The 20,319-nt window shown below is 35.2% G+C and carries 14 protein-coding genes and 1 pseudogene; 8 read left to right on the plus strand and 7 right to left on the minus strand.

Annotated features, from left to right (window positions below; translation table 11 throughout):
• Window positions 1-25: 25 nt before the first annotated feature.
• From IV513_RS00200 to IV513_RS00225, 6 genes and pseudogenes are all read right to left on the minus strand, one after another.
• Entirely contained in the window at window positions 26-2,839 is a 2,814-nt protein-coding gene (locus IV513_RS00200) for a 2-oxoglutarate dehydrogenase E1 component (RefSeq protein ID WP_209388498.1), read from the minus strand.
• 112 nt (window positions 2,840-2,951) lie between these two features.
• Window positions 2,952-3,992: a polyketide cyclase gene (locus IV513_RS00205; RefSeq protein WP_209388499.1), complete on the minus strand. Its 1,041-nt coding sequence runs from the start codon at window positions 3,990-3,992 to the stop codon at window positions 2,952-2,954.
• A 182-nt stretch (window positions 3,993-4,174) separates the two neighbouring features.
• Window positions 4,175-5,443 (minus strand): glucose-1-phosphate adenylyltransferase, encoded by a 1,269-nt coding sequence (locus IV513_RS00210; RefSeq protein WP_209388500.1) that lies wholly within the window; start codon window positions 5,441-5,443, stop codon window positions 4,175-4,177.
• 122 nt (window positions 5,444-5,565) lie between these two features.
• Window positions 5,566-6,972: a glycogen synthase gene (locus IV513_RS00215; RefSeq protein ID WP_209388501.1), complete on the minus strand. Its 1,407-nt coding sequence runs from the start codon at window positions 6,970-6,972 to the stop codon at window positions 5,566-5,568.
• A gap of 2 nt (window positions 6,973-6,974) precedes the next feature.
• Window positions 6,975-8,921: a 1,4-alpha-glucan branching protein GlgB gene (gene glgB / locus IV513_RS00220; protein WP_209388575.1), complete on the minus strand. Its 1,947-nt coding sequence runs from the start codon at window positions 8,919-8,921 to the stop codon at window positions 6,975-6,977.
• Between the two features lie 145 nt (window positions 8,922-9,066).
• A pseudogene (locus IV513_RS00225) lies at window positions 9,067-9,994 on the minus strand (IS982 family transposase).
• Window positions 9,995-10,081: 87 nt separating this feature from the next.
• Here IV513_RS00225 and IV513_RS00230 point away from each other — a divergent pair.
• Both IV513_RS00230 and IV513_RS00235 read left to right on the plus strand, forming a co-directional pair.
• A complete protein-coding gene (locus IV513_RS00230; protein WP_209388502.1) occupies window positions 10,082-10,423 on the plus strand; it encodes a hypothetical protein in 342 nt (113 codons plus the stop codon).
• Between the two features lie 151 nt (window positions 10,424-10,574).
• Complete coding sequence (locus tag IV513_RS00235) at window positions 10,575-12,332, plus strand: ABC transporter ATP-binding protein (protein ID WP_209388503.1); 1,758 nt, start codon at window positions 10,575-10,577, stop codon at window positions 12,330-12,332.
• 86 nt (window positions 12,333-12,418) lie between these two features.
• On the opposite strand, the gene IV513_RS00240 is transcribed toward IV513_RS00235, so the two are convergent.
• The gene (locus tag IV513_RS00240; protein WP_209388504.1) at window positions 12,419-13,663 is read right to left on the minus strand and encodes an NAD(P)/FAD-dependent oxidoreductase; all 1,245 of its coding nucleotides are present in this window, start codon (window positions 13,661-13,663) and stop codon (window positions 12,419-12,421) included.
• Between the two features lie 98 nt (window positions 13,664-13,761).
• Between IV513_RS00240 and hutH the strand changes: the two genes are divergently transcribed.
• From hutH to IV513_RS00270, 6 genes are all read left to right on the plus strand, one after another.
• Window positions 13,762-15,279, plus strand: coding sequence for a histidine ammonia-lyase (hutH, locus tag IV513_RS00245; RefSeq protein WP_209388505.1), 1,518 nt, complete (start codon window positions 13,762-13,764; stop codon window positions 15,277-15,279).
• 47 nt (window positions 15,280-15,326) lie between these two features.
• Entirely contained in the window at window positions 15,327-16,058 is a 732-nt protein-coding gene (gene fabG / locus IV513_RS00250; RefSeq protein WP_209388506.1) for a 3-oxoacyl-ACP reductase FabG, read from the plus strand.
• A gap of 86 nt (window positions 16,059-16,144) precedes the next feature.
• Window positions 16,145-17,365, plus strand: a complete 1,221-nt coding sequence (locus IV513_RS00255) for a beta-ketoacyl synthase (protein WP_209388507.1) — start codon at window positions 16,145-16,147, stop codon at window positions 17,363-17,365.
• Between the two features lie 4 nt (window positions 17,366-17,369).
• A complete protein-coding gene (locus tag IV513_RS00260) occupies window positions 17,370-17,624 on the plus strand; it encodes an acyl carrier protein (protein WP_209388508.1) in 255 nt (84 codons plus the stop codon).
• 111 nt (window positions 17,625-17,735) lie between these two features.
• Window positions 17,736-18,620: a lipid A biosynthesis acyltransferase gene (locus tag IV513_RS00265; RefSeq protein ID WP_209388509.1), complete on the plus strand. Its 885-nt coding sequence runs from the start codon at window positions 17,736-17,738 to the stop codon at window positions 18,618-18,620.
• 179 nt (window positions 18,621-18,799) lie between these two features.
• Entirely contained in the window at window positions 18,800-20,314 is a 1,515-nt protein-coding gene (locus IV513_RS00270; RefSeq protein WP_209388510.1) for an NAD(P)/FAD-dependent oxidoreductase, read from the plus strand.
• Window positions 20,315-20,319: the final 5 nt, after the last annotated feature.

Below are 20,319 nucleotides of genomic sequence, written 5' to 3' on the forward strand. Positions count from 1 at the left end.
AAAATCTATTTTCTTGCTATTTTTATTAAGCAGTTACAGGTCTTTTGGCAGGAGCATCATCTCTATCGAATACTCTGTTGATAACCGCGTTCTGATTTTTTTCAAACATTTTATGACTTCCAGGAGCTGGAGTACCACTCGGAACCGGAGCAATTACCTGAATTCCTGTATCTCTGAAATTTCTTAAAATATAAGACCAAGCTCCCATATTTTCTGGCTCTTCCTGTGCCCAAATAATAGATTTTGCATTGCTATATTTTGCAAAAATCTTCTCGATAGCATCATTCTGTAAAGGATAAAGCTGTTCGAATCTTACCAAAGCAACTGTATCACAGTTTAATTCTTCCTGCTTAGCTAAAAGTTCAAAGTAAAGTTTACCAGAGCAAAGAACTAATTTTTCTATTTTACCAGCTTCTGCATTTGGATCATCTAATATAGGCTGGAAACTTCCATTGGCAAAATCTTCCAAAGGAGAAACCACTTTTGGATGTCTTAGCAATGATTTTGGAGCCATTACAATAAGAGGTTTTCTGAAATTCCATTTCATTTGTCTTCTCAGAAGATGGAAAAAGTTCGCAGGAGTAGTCGCATTGGCTACTGTCATATTTTCATTAGCGCAAAGCTCTAAGAATCTTCCGAGTCTTGCGTAAGAGTGTTCTGCACCTTGTCCTTCGAAACCATGAGGAAGAAGCATTACCAATCCGTTTTGGATTTTCCATTTTTCTTCTGCAGCCGCTATATATTGATCTACAATAATTTGCGCACCATTCACAAAATCACCAAACTGAGCTTCCCAAATTGTTAATGTGTTTGGAGAAGCCATTGCATACCCGTAATCGAACCCAAGAACTCCATATTCTGAAAGGTGAGAATTATAGATATCGAATCTGCTCTCAGAAACATGTCTTAAAGGAATATATTCTTCTTCTGTATCTTCAGTTTTTACCACAGCATGTCTGTGAGAGAAAGTTCCTCTTTCCACATCTTCCCCGGAAATTCTAACATTATGCCCTTCCGATAAAAGTGTTGCATACGCAAGCCATTCTCCAAGTGCCCAATCTAAATTATCAGCTTCAATAGCTTTTAATCTGTTTTCGAAAAGTCGGGTAATTTTATTGATGAACTTTTTATCTGCCGGAAGTGTAGACATCTTAACTGCCAACTCTTTCAGCTTTTCCAGATTGTATTTTGTATCTACAGGCTCCTGAACTGCACCTCTTTTTCCGAGTGGAAAATTCGTCCAGTCATCTGCCATAAAACGATCCATTACATTTTTCTCAATTTCTTTAGAAGCATCAAAATCTTTATCTAAAAGCGCTTTAAATTCTGCTTCCATTTTACCGATGAGTTCATTAGATACTACGTTTTCTTTCAATAGTAAATCTTTATAAATCTCTCTCGGATTCGGATGTTTAGAAATTGTTTTATATAAATTTGGCTGCGTAAATCTTGGCTCATCCCCTTCGTTATGTCCATATTTTCTATATCCTAACAAATCGATATACACATCTTTACCAAACTTCGCTCTGAAATCTGCAGCAAAATGAATTGCATGAACTACTGCCTCCGCATCGTCTGCGTTAACATGCATTACAGGAGATTCTGTAACTTTTGCAACGTCTGTACAGTAGGTTGAAGATCTTGCATCCATATAATTGGTCGTAAACGAAACCTGGTTGTTTACAACAATATGAACAGTTCCTCCAGTTTTATAGCCTTCCAAAGTCATCATTTGAGCGACTTCATAAGCAATCCCCTGTCCAGCGATCGCTCCGTCTCCATGAATAATAATTGGTAAAACTTTAGAAAAATCTTTATACTTATCATCAACCTTTGCACGGCAAATACCTTCTACCAATGCGGCAACGGTTTCTAAGTGAGATGGGTTTGGTGTTAAATTAATAGAAACCTCTTCTCCTGAAGCTGTTTTAATTTTTTTAGATGAACCTAAGTGATATTTTACGTCCCCTGAAAATACATCTTCTTCGAATTCTTTTCCTTCAAATTCTGAGAAAATCTGTTTGTAAGATTTCCCGAAAATATTGGTTAAAACATTTAATCTTCCTCTGTGAGCCATCCCTAAAACAACCTCATCAACGCCAAGTTGAGAAGATCTCGAAATTAGCTGATCCAAGGCAGGAATTAGTGTTTCACCACCTTCTAAAGAAAATCTCTTCTGTCCTACAAATTTTGTATGAAGATAATTTTCGAAAGCAACTGCCTGATTTAATTTTAATAAAATTTCAGTTTTTTCGTTGGCATTAAGGATTGGATGATTTTCGTTTACCTGAAGCCACTGTTTGATAAAATCTCTCTCCTGAACGTTATTGATGTGCATATATTCCACACCGATAGAATCGCAGTAAATATGCTGAAGATGAGTGATGATATCCTGCAAAGTTGAAGGCTCTTTCATCCCGGTTTCGGTAGCACAGTTGAATTTTGTATTCAAATCTGCACTGCTCAAACCAAAGTTTTCAATATCTAAAGTAGGTGTATAATGTCTTCTTTCGCGAACAGGGTTTGTTTTTGTAAAAAGATGACCTCTCGTTCTGTACGCTTCAATAAGGTTTACTACCTTAAATTCTTTCTTAATATGTTCAGGGATTTCGCCATTGGAAGCCGCCTGAGAAACCTGTTGTACAACCGGTGTAGAATTTACCGAATTTTGTATATACTGAACGCTTTCCTCATCGCTGTAGTTTTCCAAAGCAAAATCGAAGCCTTGAAAAAAGGCTTTCCATGATGGTTCTAAAGAGTCAGGAAATTTTAAATATTGTTGGTATAAGTCCTCAATTAACTGAGAATGAGCTGCGTTTAGGAATGAAAATCTGTCCATTATTACAGTTTATCTATTATTAAATTTTTGTTTAACGTATTAATCTTCAAATTTAATAAAAAAAACCGACTTGGGAACGACAAAAATTACATTGAATTTTTTTGTTTCAAAATTATTTATAAACAGATAAAGACAGCTTCATATTTACGTCACTTCCTTCCGAAGGAGATTCTATAAAAGTCTGATATACATCACCAAACCTCATTTCATCTTTTTTGGCTTTCTGAATGAGCTGCTGAATTGCTCTTATTCTTCCTTCGTAGCTGCCTTTATAATAAATTACATAGTTTTCGGTAGGGTTTACCGATCTGAAACTGAAATTATTATCTGTAACTCCTATTTTTTTCGACAAAGGAATTCCTAAAAAATAAGAAACTTCTTTATCTTTATAATTATCTGCATCTGTTATTAAAACCGGATAACCAATTTCATCGTTTTTTTTGCCCAAATCCATCGTTACAAAATTGTTCACTTTATTAAAATTCATCACGATGTTTTTAAATAAAGCATCTTTTTTGTTGGAAGCACTTACATTAACGCCTAAAATCATCTTTTCTTCCTCCTTTTCCACCATTACACTATCATATTTTATAGTGGCGAGCATGTTATCTTTTTCAACTTTATTGCTGAGAACATTTTTTAGATTAAGCATGCTTTTATCTATATTGTCTGCAAATTTATCCTCCGTCCAGAAATTTTGAGCTCTGGACAGTAAAGATAATTTTGGTGTATGAACAAACCAGGTTATCTTTGTTTTTTCGGCAGAAACAGGAGAAAATTTAACATCGATAAGAGTCGGATTTTCATCTTCATCCTCAAAAAGCTGGTATCTTAAAGTTTTATTAGGATTAGAATATCTGATGAACATTTCTCCACCGTCATCACTTTTAGGATCACTATAACTGATGGCACTTCCCTGACCTTCGTAAGGAATGTAATAATCTATGGCTATAGATTTCGAACTGGTAAAAAAATTATTCCATCGGGTAAAGTTCTGCAGATTATTGAATTGGGCAAACACTTTTTCCAAAGGAAAATCTACTTCTTTTTCTATCGTGAACTTTTTACTGTCATCCACAAAAAAATACATAGATGCTGCATAAATCCCTACGAGCAAAGCAATAATAACCGTTATAATTTTAATAAAACGCATTGCACAAAAGTAATACAAATAAAAAAAGTGACCAATATTATGATCACTCTTGTTTTTATTTTTAATGGATGATGAAATTTTGATGTTTGATATTCGACGGTAAAAAATTTTGAATTAAAAACAAAACTTTAAAATTTTCACTTCTAAAAACATCCCGCTTCCAGCATCAAACTTCTAAACTCTTATCCAATGTGAGTTCCCGGTGAAATAACAGCACCTTTCTTCACAACAACAATACCGTCTTGTACAGAATGGGTTCCGTAATCGCCATCTTTAAGATGTTTTCCACCGATAATTCTAACATTATCTCCAATAGAACAGTTTTTATCTAAAATGGCTTTTTCGATATAGCAATATTTACCAACACCCATGTTTGGCAAACCTTTTCTGTCATTTTCTACAATTTCGGTCGTATTCTGATAAAAATCGGCACCCATAATGTAAGAATTAACAATTGTACTTCCCTTATCTATTCTTGTACGGTTTCCTATCACAGAATTTTCAATTTTATCTGCCATAATGATAGATCCGTCTCCAAAAACCGCTTTACTCACATACGAACCATTAACTTTAGATGGCGGAAGCATTCTTGCACGGGTAAATATCGGTGATGAAGAAAATAAATTGAACTGAGGAAAATCCTGACAAAGATCTAAATTGGCTTCATAAAAGGATTCAATAGTTCCAATATCCGTCCAATACCCTTCGTATTGATAACTTAAAGTTGTATATTTCCCTATAGAATTGGGGATAATATCTTTTCCAAAATCGTCTCCTGCACCCTCTTCGAACATTTTTTTAAGAATAGATTTTGTAAAAATATAAATACCCATAGAAGCAAGGTATTCTTTGCCTTTCATTTTATTTTTTTCTGAAACTTCAGATTGAAGACCATTCAATTCATCAAAACCAGGTTTTTCGATAAAAGAAGTTATATTACCCTCATCATCAGACTTTAAAATACCAAAACCTGTTGCATCTTTAGCATTTACAGGAATTGTAGCAATGGTAACATCGCCACCTTTTTCGATATGAAAATCTAACATTTCTCTGAAATCCATCTGATAAAGCTGATCTCCCGAAAGAATTAAGATATATTCGTAATCGTATTTTTCCAAATGCTTCATCGACTGTCGAACTGCATCTGCTGTTCCCTGAAACCAGCTGTCGCTGTCTACATTTTGTTCAGCAGCCAAAATATCTACAAAACCCTTACTGAAAATATCAAAATGATAAGAGTTTTTGATATGAGAATTTAAAGATGCTGAATTGAACTGCGTAAGAACAAGAATTTTATTTAACCCTGAATTTAAACAGTTGGAAATAGGAATATCTACTAATCTGTATTTTCCGGCAATAGGTACTGCAGGTTTAGATCTGGAATAGGTTAAAGGAAAAAGTCTTGTGCCTCTGCCTCCTCCTAAAACAATTGAAATAACATTTCGGTTCATAAGTTATTTGTGGTTTATTTGTAGATTTAGAATCTATCGAATGGTTTATGATTAATTTTTTATTTTTCTTTCAGAGTTTTTTACTGATTCGGATTCGCTATCCGTTATTCATCAACTGAATTTTAGTTTTTATATAAAGCTATATATTTTTCTGCAGATTTCTCCCAAGAAAAATCAAATTTCATGTTAGAAAGAATTAATTCTTCCATTTTAGAACGATCTTTATAAATTTGAAGACCTCTGCTCATAGCATGAACGATATCATCAACACCAGGATAAGTAAAATTAAGACCTGAACCTCCAGTTGAAATATCTTTTACCGTATCCTTTAATCCTCCTGTATATGTTACCACAGGAATAGTACCATATCTCATTGCATACATCTGGTTAAGACCGCAAGGTTCTACTCTGGAAGGCATCAACAAAAAATCTGCCGAAGCATATATTTTATGGGAAAGATGTTCTTTATACCCCAAATCTGAAGCAAAATTAGAATAAACAGAATCCAGCTCTTTCAATTGCTGCTCCAAATATGCATTACCCGAGCCTAAAACAATGATATTTAAACCTCCAAAGCTTTGTTTAATGCTTCTCCAGATTACATCAGGAAGCAAATCTGCTCCTTTTTCTGTAGCAAATCTTCCTATGAAAGCATAAAGAGGCAAATTAGGATTCAGACCGTATTCTTTGCAAAGTCTTTCTTTGTTTTTGTTCTTTACTTTGAGAACATTTTTACTGTTGAAATTAAAATCTATCATAGGATCGGTCTGTGGATTCCAAACTTCCGTATCGATACCGTTTATAATTCCAAAAGCTTTAGAAAATTCTTCTCTCACCAAACTTTCCAAACCATGAAAGCTTACAAAAAGTTCTTCAAGATAACCTTCGGAAACTGCTGTAAAAGCATGACAGCATTTAATCATACTCGCTAAAGGATTAATGAATCCGTTCCAGTCTAAAAGTCCCCATTTATACTGATCGAAAGCGGGCATATAATTCGCCATATCCCATCTCATCATCCCCTGATATTCTCCATTATGTATGGTTCCTATGGTTTTTACCCCTTTTAAGAAATCGAATTCCGGACAGTTTTCTATCATAAAAGGAACCAAACCGGTATGATAATCATGGCAATGCAAAACATCCGGACGAATTTTCATCGCAGAAAGCCAATGCAAAATTCCTTGCTGAAATGCTAAAAACTGAAAACTTTCATCCTGATAACCATAAGGATTTTCGCGATCGAGCAAACCGGGAATTTTCACCATATAAAGCTCAAAACCCAAAACATCTGTACGCTCTTTTAAAATCTGTACCTGAAGCATATTACTTCCCTGATGAATAAAACCATCGAAAACGGTTTCAAAGTCATAATCGCACACAAATTGTTTATTGTACCAAGGCATTACCACTTTGGCATTAATATCTTTTATTTTATTTTGATATTTTGGAAGTGCACCCACTACATCAGCAAGTCCGCCTACTTTTGCTACCGGATAACATTCGGTACTCAAATGAAATATTGTCATTTTTATTTTTTGTGTTGTTTTGTTTTTTGCAACTTATTTTTCTTGTCTTTCTTCTGTCTTAGAACAATTCCGCTTAATGGCGGCAAATTGATGTACATGGACTGTTTTTTATTCATGCAAAGTTCATTAGTTTTCCTGAAAATATGGGCATCTACTCCACTTCCTCCATACAGATGATCATCAGAATTAAGAATTACTTCCCAACTCACTCCAGAATCAATCCCAATTTTATAATCCAACACATTGGGAGTAAGATTTAAAACAATCATCAGAACATCGTATTTTTTTATTCCTTTACGCAGATAAATATACACTGAATGATTCGCATCATCAGCTTCAAGCCATTCAAAACCTTCAGGTTTAAACTGATTTTCGAACAAAGCCGTTTCATCACGATACAAATGGTTAATATCTCTTACTAAATTCTGCAAACCTTTATGAATGGGATAATTTAGTAAATGCCAGTCTAAACTCTGTTTAAAATTCCATTCACCGGTCTGTCCAAATTCATCACCCATGAAAAGAAGTTTAGCACCGGGATGAGTATACATATAAACATATAAAGCTCTTAAATTAGCAAATTTCTGCCATTCGTCCCCTTTCATTTTATAAATAAGACTCGCTTTTCCGTGTACAACCTCATCATGAGAGAGGGGAATCATATAATTTTCATTGTACATGTACATAGAGGAAAAAGTAAGCTTGTGATGAAAATGTTTCCGGTCTGAAACCTCTTTTTTAAAATAAAAAAGTGTATCGTGCATCCAGCCCATCATCCATTTCATTCCAAAACCCACACCTCCTTCAAGCACAGGCTTTGTAAGCATAGGAAAATCTGAACTTTCCTCCGCTATCGTCATAATATTATTACCAAATTCCTTATAAACAGCGGTATTAAATTCCTGCAGAAAAGTTTTCGCTTCCAAATTTACATTCCCTCCAAATATATTGGGTTCCCATTCGCCTTCGTTTCTGGAATAATCCAAATGCAGCATAGAAGTTACAGCATCTACCCGAAGTCCGTCTGCATGATAGCGATCTAACCAAAAAACAGCATTAGATATCAGAAAAGATTTCACTTCGTTTCTTCCGTAATTAAAAATGTAAGATTTCCAGTCTGGATGAAATCCTTTTCGCGGATCTTCATGTTCATATAAATAAGTACCATCAAAAAGATGTAAACCATTGGCATCACCCGGAAAATGGGAAGGAACCCAATCTAAAATAACCCCAATATTGTTCTGATGAAGTTCATCTATTAAAAACATTAAATCCTGAGGAGAGCCAAAACGGGAAGTTGCCGCAAAAAAACCTGTTATCTGATATCCCCAACTGGGATCATAAGGATACTCCATCACTGGCATAAACTCTACATGAGTAAATCCCATTTCTTTTAAATAAGGAACCAGTTTTTCTGCAATATCTCTATAATTTAGGAATTTTTCGGGCTCTTTTTCATTTCGGAGCCACGAACCCAAATGCATTTCATATACAGAAATGGGTGCTTCCAAGCTGTTTTTTTTCCAGCGGTTATCCATCCAACCTTTATCTTTCCACTCATACCAATTGGTGGAAACCAAGGATGCTGCCTGAAGATTTTGTTCCCAGCTTAATGCATAAGGATCACTTTTCTCTAAAATTTTACCTTGAGTTTCAATCGCATATTTGTAAAGAGTTCCCCAGGTAAGACCAGGCACAAAGCCTTCCCAAATACCGGATTTATCCCATCTTGGGAACAAAATATGTTCCCTGTGATTCCAGTTATTAAAATTTCCGATAACAGAAACTTTTTTGGCATTGGGTGCCCAAACCGAAAAGTAAACTCCTTTCACACCATCTTTCTCTACAGAATGTGCCCCAAACTTTTCGTAAAGTTTGTAATGTTTACCTTCTTTAAAAAGATAAATATCGTGATCCGTAAAAAGGGTGTAAGGTTTAACAAAATTCATCATAATTGTTTTTAACACTCTGCATAAAATCTAAACTTCCTAAATTATGCGATGACTATCAAATATAGATATTTTTTTATTTGAATTGAATATTTTTTTTAATCAATTTTCATGCGAATTATTGAAAAAAATACCTGTTGTGCATTTAGCACAAATTAATTTTTAACTTATTCAAACTTCTCTTGAAGACGAAAAAATTGAGATATTGAATCATGGTAAAAGAAGTTATTTTTGATACTATTCTTGTTGCCAAACCTTGAAAGGTTTTTGCGAGGTTAATATTGATTAAGAACTGTCCGCACAGTTGCGAAATATTGGTTTGTTCATGATTTAATTTTTTTTCAATGGTATTCACGATTGCTTCGCAGTTCAATCCTCTTTCTGATTTTTGATTTTGTCTTGCAAAAGTCCACAAAATTATGCTGGTTTTTACGCATTGGAACCGAAAGATTTATCTTGGAATAGTTGAATAAATCCAGTTGGAGTTCTTTGCTGATGTACCCTCTGTCGCCGATTAATAAGCAATTTTCAAAATTCTCCTTAATGTCGTGCAGATAGTTCACGTCGTGAACGTTTGCAGGGGAAAAATCAAACGAGTGGAAGATTCCATTTTTGTCACAAACCGCATGAAGTTTATAGCCAAAATACCTAGATTTTTGTGCGGCACAATATCCATATGCAGGTTTGATCTCATCCGTGGAACAGATTGCAGAACGATTTGCCCGACTTATTTTACAGATTTCAATTGGCGTGGAATCCACAATAAAGACGTCGGTGAAATCCGAAAACTTGCTGCTCAAGGTTTCTCTGATTTTTTCAATGTAGGGAAAAAGTTTTCTTTTCCTTTTATTGTAGACACTCCTTTCAATTCTTCCCTCCAAATCAGTCCCTGAAATGCATCTAAATAACTGTAGTTCAGAGTTAATAGACATATATTCTGCGGTGAGGTTGAGTGCCACAAGTTCCAAATCAGACATTTTTGGAAGCCTAATTTGCTTACTTGTAGTAATATATTTACAGGTGTTTGTCAATTCTTTTAAAATAATTTTGTAGTTTTGAATAAGATTGTTCATGTATTTAATGACTTGGTAATCAATTAAATATACGATTTTTTAATCAAATGGACAATCTTTTTTTTTTAATTCCTAAATGCACAACAGGTGATTTCAATTATTATTGCCATTGGCGTTTTCAGATATTATCAGACTTTGGCCGTTCGATACGGAAAAATTCATTGGAAATATGGCTTGTTGGGAATGGGAGTTTGTCTTGCTGTTCAATTTTTATTTTGGTTGATGTATGGATTGGCAGGATTAATCCTAGATCTGAATCATTTTTCTCAGGAAATAGAATTCTGGCCTTTTTCTATCGTAAGTATTTTAAGCTGTATTGTTTCTTTAATTGTCGTTTGGCGACTCCGTGTTTTCCTGGAAAAGAAGTGGAAAAAAGAAGCCGAAATTCGTAAAGAATCCGAAATTGAGAATATCGGAAAAAACAATTAATCTTAAATTTGGATAATTCATTTGGATATAAGTTCAGAAAATCAATAATCATCATCTGTCATTTTCTATTTAGTTCTTCCGCCATTCAATTTATAAAGCTGTATTTTTGCAGAGATTTTTTTGTAAATAATTACCTGCGAAGTATCGTACAATGAAAAAACAAGACACCTGGGCAATCATAAAACGACTTTTTTCCATCGGGATGAAATTCCGGTCGTGGTTTATTGTCACCCTTATAATATCTGTAATACTTTCTATAGTATCTACATACCGACCTTATCTTACAATGCAGATTGTAGATAATGATATTACCAAACTGAAAGATAAAGCCTTAATGATGAAGCATATTTATATGCTTGTAGGATTGGTTTTTGCAGAAACTGTTCTGAATTTCTTTTTAGTTTACTTCTCCAACTACATTTCTCAGAATGTTATCCGAGATATACGCGAGAGACTATATCACAAACTTATTTATTTTAGAACTGCATTTTTCGACAAAACGCCTATTGGGCAACTGGTTACAAGAGCAGTTGGAGATGTAGAAACCATTGCTACTGTGTATACAGATGGTTTTCTAATGGTTTTTGGAGATGTTTTAAGAATCGTATTTGTATTATTTATGATGTTTCAGGTGGATGTACATCTTAGTTACATTTCACTGGCAATTTTACCATTAATGGTAGTTATTACGAGATTTTTTCAGAAAAGACTGAAAAAAGCATTTGGAGACGAAAGATCTTGGACTGCCACTCAAAACTCATTTGTACAGGAACGTTTAGCGGGAATGCCTATTATTCAGGTTTTCAACAGACAGACAGCAGAATTTAAAAAGTTTGATGAAATAAACATTACTCTGAAAGAAGCACTTTTAAGAACTGTATTTATTTTTTCATTGTTCTTTCCAGTTGTAGAGCTTATTTCTTCACTGTTTATAGGTTTTGTACTTTTTTACGGCGGTTATATCACAATTAGCGCAGGTGTTGTTATTGCTTTCATTCAGTTTATTTCGATGCTGATTCGCCCGTTGAGACAGATTGCAGACCGTTTCAATAATATTCAGCGCGGTATTGTAGGAGCAGAAAGAGTTTTAGGAATTATGGATGAAGACTATGCAATGCCCAATACAGGAACCGTACAAAAAGATCATTTTGCAGGAAAGATAGAATTTAAAGACGTTCATTTTTCTTATGATGAAAAACAGGAAGTTTTAAAAGGGATTGATTTTAAAGTAAATCCCGGAGAAACCGTTGCTATTGTAGGAGCAACCGGAGCCGGAAAATCTACTATCATCAGTTTAATTACAAGGTTGTACGACATTAATTCCGGAGAAATTTTCATTGATGATGTTAATCTGAAAAATTACGAACTGTATAATCTCCGAAGCCATATCGGTGTTGTTTTACAGGATGTTTTTCTTTTCCATGGAAGTATTTACGAAAATCTCGCCTTTGGAGACGACGAAATTACTTTAGACAAAATAAAGGCAGCAGCCAGAGAAATTGAAGTGGATCAGTTTATAGAGCATCTTCCCGGTGGATACGATTATGTTGTAAGTGAAAGAGGTTCATCCATCTCATTGGGGCAAAGACAGTTATTATCCTTTCTGAGAGCCTACCTTTCTGATCCTAAAATTTTAATTCTGGATGAAGCGACCTCATCTATCGACCACGAAAGTGAAAAATTAATACAAAGAGCTACCGAAAAAATTACAAAAAACAGGACTTCTATTATTATTGCCCACAGACTTTCCACTATTGAAAAAGCAGACAAGATTATAGTGATGGAGCACGGAAAAATTGTAGAAGAAGGTAAACACATCGAACTTCTCAATAAGAACGGATATTACTCTACTCTATACAAAGCCCAACTAAAGCATGAAATAGAGGAAGACGAAGATCAAGCGAAATAAAGATTTAAATTCTGTGAAAAATTAATGAAAATATATTCTTAAGTAGTAAAATTTAAAATGTGTCTAAACTCTCAGACACATTTTTTTTACGATTGTAATTTTTCAGCCTTAATAAATTCAGCCAGATTTTTAATGGCAGAATCGTGTATTCTCACAAATGTATTTTTCTTGTCCCAGACATATCCTGCGAGAACCGCACAGATTTTTTTCTTGACATCGGGATTCTCTGGCTGGTGGAAAAATAATTCCTGAAGATTGCCGGTGTACCATTCTTTTACATAAGTGGTAAAAACATCCACGCCGTACAAAATATAATCCGAATAGTCTTTTTGCCAATCGATTTTTTCACCGTTCAATTGTCTTAAGGCCAATTTTGCAGCAAGCATTCCGGATTCTGTGGCAAAAGCCATTCCTGAAGAGAAAACAGGATCCAGAAACTCAGAAGCATTCCCGGTTAGCGCAAAACCGTCTCCGTATAATTTTTTTACCGAACACGAGTAATCTTTTAGATGCTTAGGCTCAAACAAAAATTCTACATCACCAAAACGTTTCACGTAATAATCTGACAAAGAGATTGCCTTTCTCAAAGCTTCTGCTGTGTTGCCATTATGAGACAATTGTTCAATGTATTCGGTAGGTCCTACAATTCCCACACTGGTATTTCCGTTGGAAAATGGGATTACCCAAAGCCAAACTTCAGTTTCTATAATATCAAAAGAAATAAGTGTTCCTTCTGTTCCTTCTTCTCTGTTAATGTCTTTTACATGAGAAAAAATAGCAGAATGAGGTGATAATTTTGATGGCTTTTCCAAATCTAAAAGTTTGGGCAACACTCGTCCGTAACCACTGGAATCTATGACGAATTTGGCATGAATTTCTTTAGTATCACCATTTTTATCTTTAACAGTGGTGATAGAATCTGTTCCGCTGAACTCAATTCCTATAACTTCCGTCTCAAACTCAAGATCTATCCCTTTGTTAATGACTTCCTGTGCAAGTGTATTATCAAAATCTGCCCTCGGAACCTGCCAAGTCCAATCCCAGCCTTCTCCAAATTTATTACTGAAATCAAAAATGCAAACCTCTTTGCCACGCAGAAAACGGGCTCCGAGTTTTTTTTCGAAACCCATCTTATCCAATGCGGGGAAGAGTCCGGCTTCATCAAAATGATCCATCACACGAGGAATCAGGCTTTCGCCTACTACCAACCGTGGGAATTTTGTCTTTTCAACAACTTTTACATTGATGTTGTTCTTCTTAAGAAATGCAGAAGATACGCATCCCGAAGGACCGGCTCCAATCACAAGAACGTCAACAAATTCTTTGTTCATCTTCAATTTTTTATTTTGATAATTACTTATATCTTTGTCAAAATATAGAGTAGAGATTTTAAATTTCTACAAAATTAGCCATTATTAGTTTTTAATTAATGAAAATAAACGATTTTTTAAAGCTGAAAGATTTTCAGGAAGTTATATTCAACGATAAAGAAATTGATCTTGATGAATCTCTCATTGCAAGAGTAGAGGCAAGTTTTCAGTTTTTGAAAGAGTTTTCAAAAGATAAAATAATTTATGGAGTCAATACCGGTTTTGGTCCTATGGCACAGTTCAAGATCAGCGATGAAGACAAAAATCAGCTCCAGTACAATCTTATAAGAAGCCATTCTTCGGGTATAGGAAATCCACTCCCGGAAGATGAAGTGAAAGCTGCCATGTTAGCAAGACTAAACACACTTTCCAGAGGAAATTCGGGTGTGCATACGTCGGTTGTCTTTTTGCTTAAAGATTTAATAAACAGAGATATTACGCCGCTTATTTTTGAGCATGGCGGTGTTGGTGCTAGTGGAGATTTGGTACAGCTTGCTCATTTGGCTCTGGTATTGATTGGGGAAGGTGAAGTATTCTATAAAGGCGAAAGAAAATCAACGAAAGAAGTTTTTGGGATTGAAAATTTACAGCCTATCAAAGTAGAAATACGTGAAGGTCTTGGCTTGATGAACGGAACTTCTGTAATGTCGGGAATAGGAATTGTAAATGCATATAAAGCAAGAAAACTTACCGAAATTTCTCTGCAGCTTTCCTGTGCAATTAATGAGCTTGTTCAGGCGTATGACGATCATCTTTCTGAATCTCTCAATAACACTAAAAGACATATCGGGCAGCAAAAAATTGCTGAGAAAATGAGAAATCATCTTGCAGACAGTAAGCTGATCAGAAAAAGAGCAGACCACCTGTACACCCGCTTTGATGAACAAGAGAAAATTTTTAAAGACAAAGTCCAGGAATATTATTCAATACGGTGTGTTCCACAGATTTTAGGACCTGTTTTAGATACTTTAGAATTTACTGAGCAGATTTTGGAAGACGAAATCAATTCTGCGAATGATAATCCTATTATTAATGTAGAAGAGCAGCATGTTTATCATGGCGGAAATTTCCACGGCGATTATATTTCTCTGGAAATGGATAAACTGAAAATTGTGGTTACAAAACTGACAATGTTGGCAGAAAGGCAGCTTAATTATCTTCTAAATGCAAAAATTAACGAAATTTTCCCTCCATTCGTAAATCTGGGTAAGCTAGGTTTCAATTTTGGAATGCAGGGCGTTCAGTTTACAGCAACTTCCACAACGGCAGAAAGCCAGATGTTATCAAATCCTATGTACGTTCACAGTATCCCGAATAACAATGATAATCAGGATATTGTAAGCATGGGAACCAACTCTGCGGTGATCTGCAGAAAAGTAATTGGGAACGCATTCGAAGTACTTTCCATTGAAGCAATCACCATTGTGCAGGCAATAGAATATCTTGGTTTTCAGGATAAAATCTCTTCAAAAACAAAAGAACTGTATGATGAGATAAGAAACATTATTCCTGCTTTTTCGGATGATATGGTCATGTATCCTTACCTGCAAAAAGTAAAAGATTACCTTAAAAAGTAATTGGTTTAAAGTTCGGGAAATCAATTAAAAAACTAAAAACAAAACGCATGAAATGTGCAATCATAACCGGCGGTTCCAGAGGGATAGGAAGAGCAATTTGCCTTAAGCTGGCGGAAGAAAAAAATTACCATATTTTAATTAATTATACTTCCAATGAAGCTGCCGCAAGTGAAACTTTAGAAAAGGTTAAAGCTCTAGGTTCTACAGGAGAAATTTTGAAATTTGATGTTGGAAATGCCGAAGAAACCAAAAATATTTTAACAGAATGGCAGGAAACTCATCCCAACGCCATCGTGGAGGTCATTGTAAATAATGCCGGGATTACCAGAGATGGCTTGTTTATGTGGATGAGTCCTGAAGACTGGAACTCTGTGATTAATACAAGTCTGAACGGTTTTTACAACGTCACCAATTTCTTTATTCAAAAATTATTGCGAAATAAATACGGAAGAATTATCAATATGGTTTCCGTTTCCGGCGTGAAAGGTACGGCTGGGCAAACGAATTATTCTGCTGCAAAAGGGGCTTTGGTAGCCGCTACAAAAGCTTTGGCACAGGAGGTTGCCAAAAGGAATATTACCGTAAACGCTGTTGCTCCGGGCTTCATAAAAACAGATATGACGCAGGATTTTAACGAAGATGAGCTGAAGGCAATGATTCCCGCCAACCGTTTTGGTGAAGCGGAAGAGGTGGCAGATCTGGTTGCATTTTTAGCATCAAAGAAGTCATCTTATATTACAGGAGAAATCATCAATATCAACGGAGGAATTTACTCTTAAATAATGTAACAATCTAAAAAATTACCAGTTTACCAATGATTCAAATTGTTACATTGCTAGACTGATACATTGTTAAATTTAAAAAGATGGAAAACAGGGTTGTGATTACCGGAATGGGAATTTATTCCTGCATAGGAACTTCTTTGGAAGAGGTGAAAGAATCTCTCTATCAGGGCAAATCTGGTATTGTTTTAGACGAAAACAGAAAAGAATTTGGCTTCCGCTCGGGTCTTACCGGAGTGGTTCCGAAGCCTGACCTCAAAAACCTTCTCGGCAGAAGACAGCGCATCAGCATGGGTGAAGAAAGCGAGTATGCTTACATCGCTACGCTCGATGCATTGAAACATGCTAATATCACTCAGGAATTTTTAGATGAGAATGAGGTGGGTATTTTATATGGAAATGACAGTGTTTCTCAGGCAGTTGTAGAGTCTATCGACATTGCAAGAGAAAAAAAAGACACAACGCTCATGGGCTCGGGAGCAATTTTCAAGTCGATGAATTCTACTGTTACGATGAATCTTTCAACCATTTTTAAATTAAGAGGGATTAATCTTACCATCAGTGCAGCTTGTGCAAGCGGTTCTCACTCGTTAGGTCTTGCTTTTATGATGATTAAGAATGGCTTTCAGGATATGATTATCTGTGGCGGAGCACAGGAAACCAATAAATATTCGATGGCGAGTTTTGATGGGCTGGGCGTTTTTTCTGTTCGTGAAGATGAGCCTACAAAAGCTTCAAGACCTTTCGATTCCGGAAGAGATGGTTTAATTCCCAGCGGTGGTGCTGCAACTTTAATTGTTGAAAGTTTAGAATCTGCTCAAAAAAGAGGAGCCAATATTATTGCAGAAATTGTCGGTTACGGATTTTCTTCCAACGGTGGTCATATCTCTACTCCTAATGTAGATGGTCCTGCTTTGGCGATGAACAGAGCCTTGCAACAATCTGGTTTGCAGGTGAAAGATATTGATTACATTAATGCTCACGCTACGTCTACCCCAATTGGTGATGCTAATGAAGCAAAAGCAATCTACGAAATTTTCGGTGGTGACGTTCCCGTAAGTTCTACAAAATCAATGACGGGGCACGAGTGTTGGATGGCTGGAGCAAGCGAGGTGATTTATTCTATCCTAATGATGCAGAACGATTTTGTGGCTCCGAATATCAATTTGGAAAATCCTGATGAAGAAGCACAAAAGATAAATTTAATCTCCGAAACCAAAAATCAAAAAATTGACGTATTTTTGTCGAATTCTTTTGGATTTGGCGGAACCAATTCCGCTTTAATCGTTAAAAAATTTGAATAAAAACATGGAAAAAGAAAAAATTGTTGCCATTGCAAATGATTTTTTAATCAATGAATTTGAGGTAGATGGAGACGAAATAAATAACGAGGCGCACTTCAAAAAAACTTTGGGATTAGACAGTTTAGATTATATAGATCTGGTAGTGGTTATCGAATCTAATTTTGGCGTAAAACTGGGCGAAGCAGATTTTAAAGACATCATCACTTTCGACGATTTCTATTCGACGATTGAGAAAAAAATTGAAGAAAAAAACGCTTAACTATTGATTAAAATTTTACTCAAAAATGTATAATAATATAACATCTGACAGTAATGCAATATTTAAAAAGATTGCTGTTTTGTTAGATTGATACATTATTAAACTAATGCTATGAACAAATGGAAAGGTAAATCTAAAGGTACTATTTTAGGATACCGGATTTTTGTTTGGTGCATTAGGAATTTAGGCATCCGCAGTTCATATTTTGTACTTTATTTTGTCGCATTTTATTACTTTTTATTCGAAAAGAAGAGCAACAGATATTACAGGTATTATTTTCAGAAACGCCTTAAGTATGGTTTTTGGAAAACAAAGCTTTCTCAATTTAAAAATTACTTCACATTCGGAACTATTTTAATCGATAAAACTGCTATTTCAGCTGGTTTGCGCAACAAATACACCTATGAATTTGACGGAATTGAAAATTTAAAAAACCTTTTATCAGAAAAAAAAGGCGGCGTCCTCATCAGTGCACACATCGGAAATTTCGAAGTGGCAGAACATTTTTTCGCAGAGATAGATTTCGATTGTCAGATTAATTTAATCACAACAGATCAGGAAGTTACCATTATAAAAGAATACTTGGAAAGCGTTTCTGTGAAGAAAAGCAATATGAAGTTCATTTACATCAAAGAAGATATGTCGCATATTTTCGAGATTAACGAAGCTCTTTCAAAGAATGAACTCATCTGCTTTACAGGTGACCGTTATTTCGAGGGTTCAAAATTTTTGGAAGCTGATCTCTTAGGGAAAGCTGCTAAATTTCCTGCTGGTCCATTTCTTATAGCTTCCAGGCTGGGCGTTCCGGTGGTTTATGTGTACGTGATGAAAGAAAAAAATCTACATTATCATCTTTATGCAAGAGTTGCCCAGAATATCAAAAAGAGAGATTCTCAGGGACTTTTAAACTCCTACGTTCAGAATCTTGAATCTATGGTGAAAAAATATCCGCTTCAATGGTTTAATTACTTCGATTTTTGGGACGGTGTAGATTAAAATTTAATATTTTTAAGGTACTTTTCCGTCAACAAAAAGATTTGCGATTAGGATATAAACAACTACACACTTAAAAATCCCCCTCCCTTGGAGGGGTGGATTTCAAAATTTAGAATTTTGAAATTCGGGGTGGTTTTATACATATTTAAAATAAAAACGGAAGCCAAAATATCTTAAAATTGAAAAAACACTACGACATATTAGTCATCGGGAGCGGTATCGGAGGGCTTGTTTCCGCACTGATCCTTGCAAAAGAAGGTCTGAAAATCTGTGTTTTAGAAAAAAATAATCAATACGGCGGTAATCTTCAGACATTTTCCCGTGATAAGCATATTTTTGATACCGGAGTTCATTATCTTGGCGGACTTTCCGAAGGGCAAAACCTTCATCAGTTTTTTTCTTATCTGGAAATCATAGACGACCTTGAACTTCATAAAATGGATGAAGATGCTTATGACAAAATTACTTTTGGTGATGATAAAACCGAATATCCCCACGCACAAGGTTATGAAAATTTCGTAAAACAACTTTCTTTACATTTTCCTGATGAAAAAGAAAATCTGGAGAATTACTGTGAAGAAATCCAGCGGGTTTGCAGTAATTTTCCCAGATATAATGTAGTGGGACAAAACAGGTATAATGAAGAAGTTCTTCATCTGAATACCAAGAGATTTATTGAGTCTATTACCGCCGATAAAAAATTGCGGGCGATTTTGTTGGGTTCTAATTTTCTCTATGCAGGTGATTCTGAAAATATCCCTTTTTACGTACATGCTTTAACGGTAAATTCTTACATCCAGAGTGCTTATAAATGTGTAAAAGGCGGAAGCCAGATTTCAAAATTACTCATCAGAAAATTGAGGGAATATGGTGCTGATATTTTTAAACATGCTGAGGTTTCTGAAATGATCTTTGACGAAAAAGATATTCTTAGAGGAGTGAAAATACGTTCGGGAAAACAGTTTTATTCAAACCTGTTTATTTCAAATATTGAAATTCGTTCCATCATCAAATTGATCGGAGAACATCGACTTAAAAAATCATTTGTCAATAGAATTAGCAGTTGGGAACCGGTTTCTTCGTGCTTCAGTGTTTATTTTGTTTTAAAACCGAACACGATTTCAAATTTCAATTACAATGTTTATCATTTTTCGTCTAAAGATTTAGTTTGGAAAGCTTTTCAATATAAAAAAGAAAACTGGCCAGAAACCTACATGCTTTCATCTACGCCATCTAAGAAAAATCAAGAATTTGCAGAGAGTTTAACGGCAATTTCCTATATGAGCTTTGAGGAAGTGAAAGAATGGGAAAAGACTTTCAACACGATTGCTGATGAACGTGAAAGAGGAGAATGTTACGAAAAATTTAAAAATGAAAAAGCCGAAAAAATGCTTCAGGCTTTGGAAAAAAAGATGCCTCATCTTAGAGAATCCATAAAAAGCATTTATACCTCATCACCACTGTCATATCGCGATTACATCGGGAGTTTTGAAGGAAATATGTACGGTTATTCAAAAACCTCAGAAAACCCTTTAAAAACCATGGTTTCACCACGTACCAAGATTCCTAACTTATTTCTCACCGGTCAGTCCGTCAATATGCACGGGATTTTGGGTTGTACTATTGGTGCTTTCAATACCTGTGCAGAGGTTTTAGGTAAAGAATTGATTGATGAACGTCTGTCAAAATTGTAAAGTTT

This window comes from Chryseobacterium sp. RR2-3-20 (assembly GCF_017808115.1).
In the GTDB taxonomy this organism is placed as follows: Bacteria; Bacteroidota; Bacteroidia; order Flavobacteriales; family Weeksellaceae; genus Chryseobacterium; species Chryseobacterium oryzae.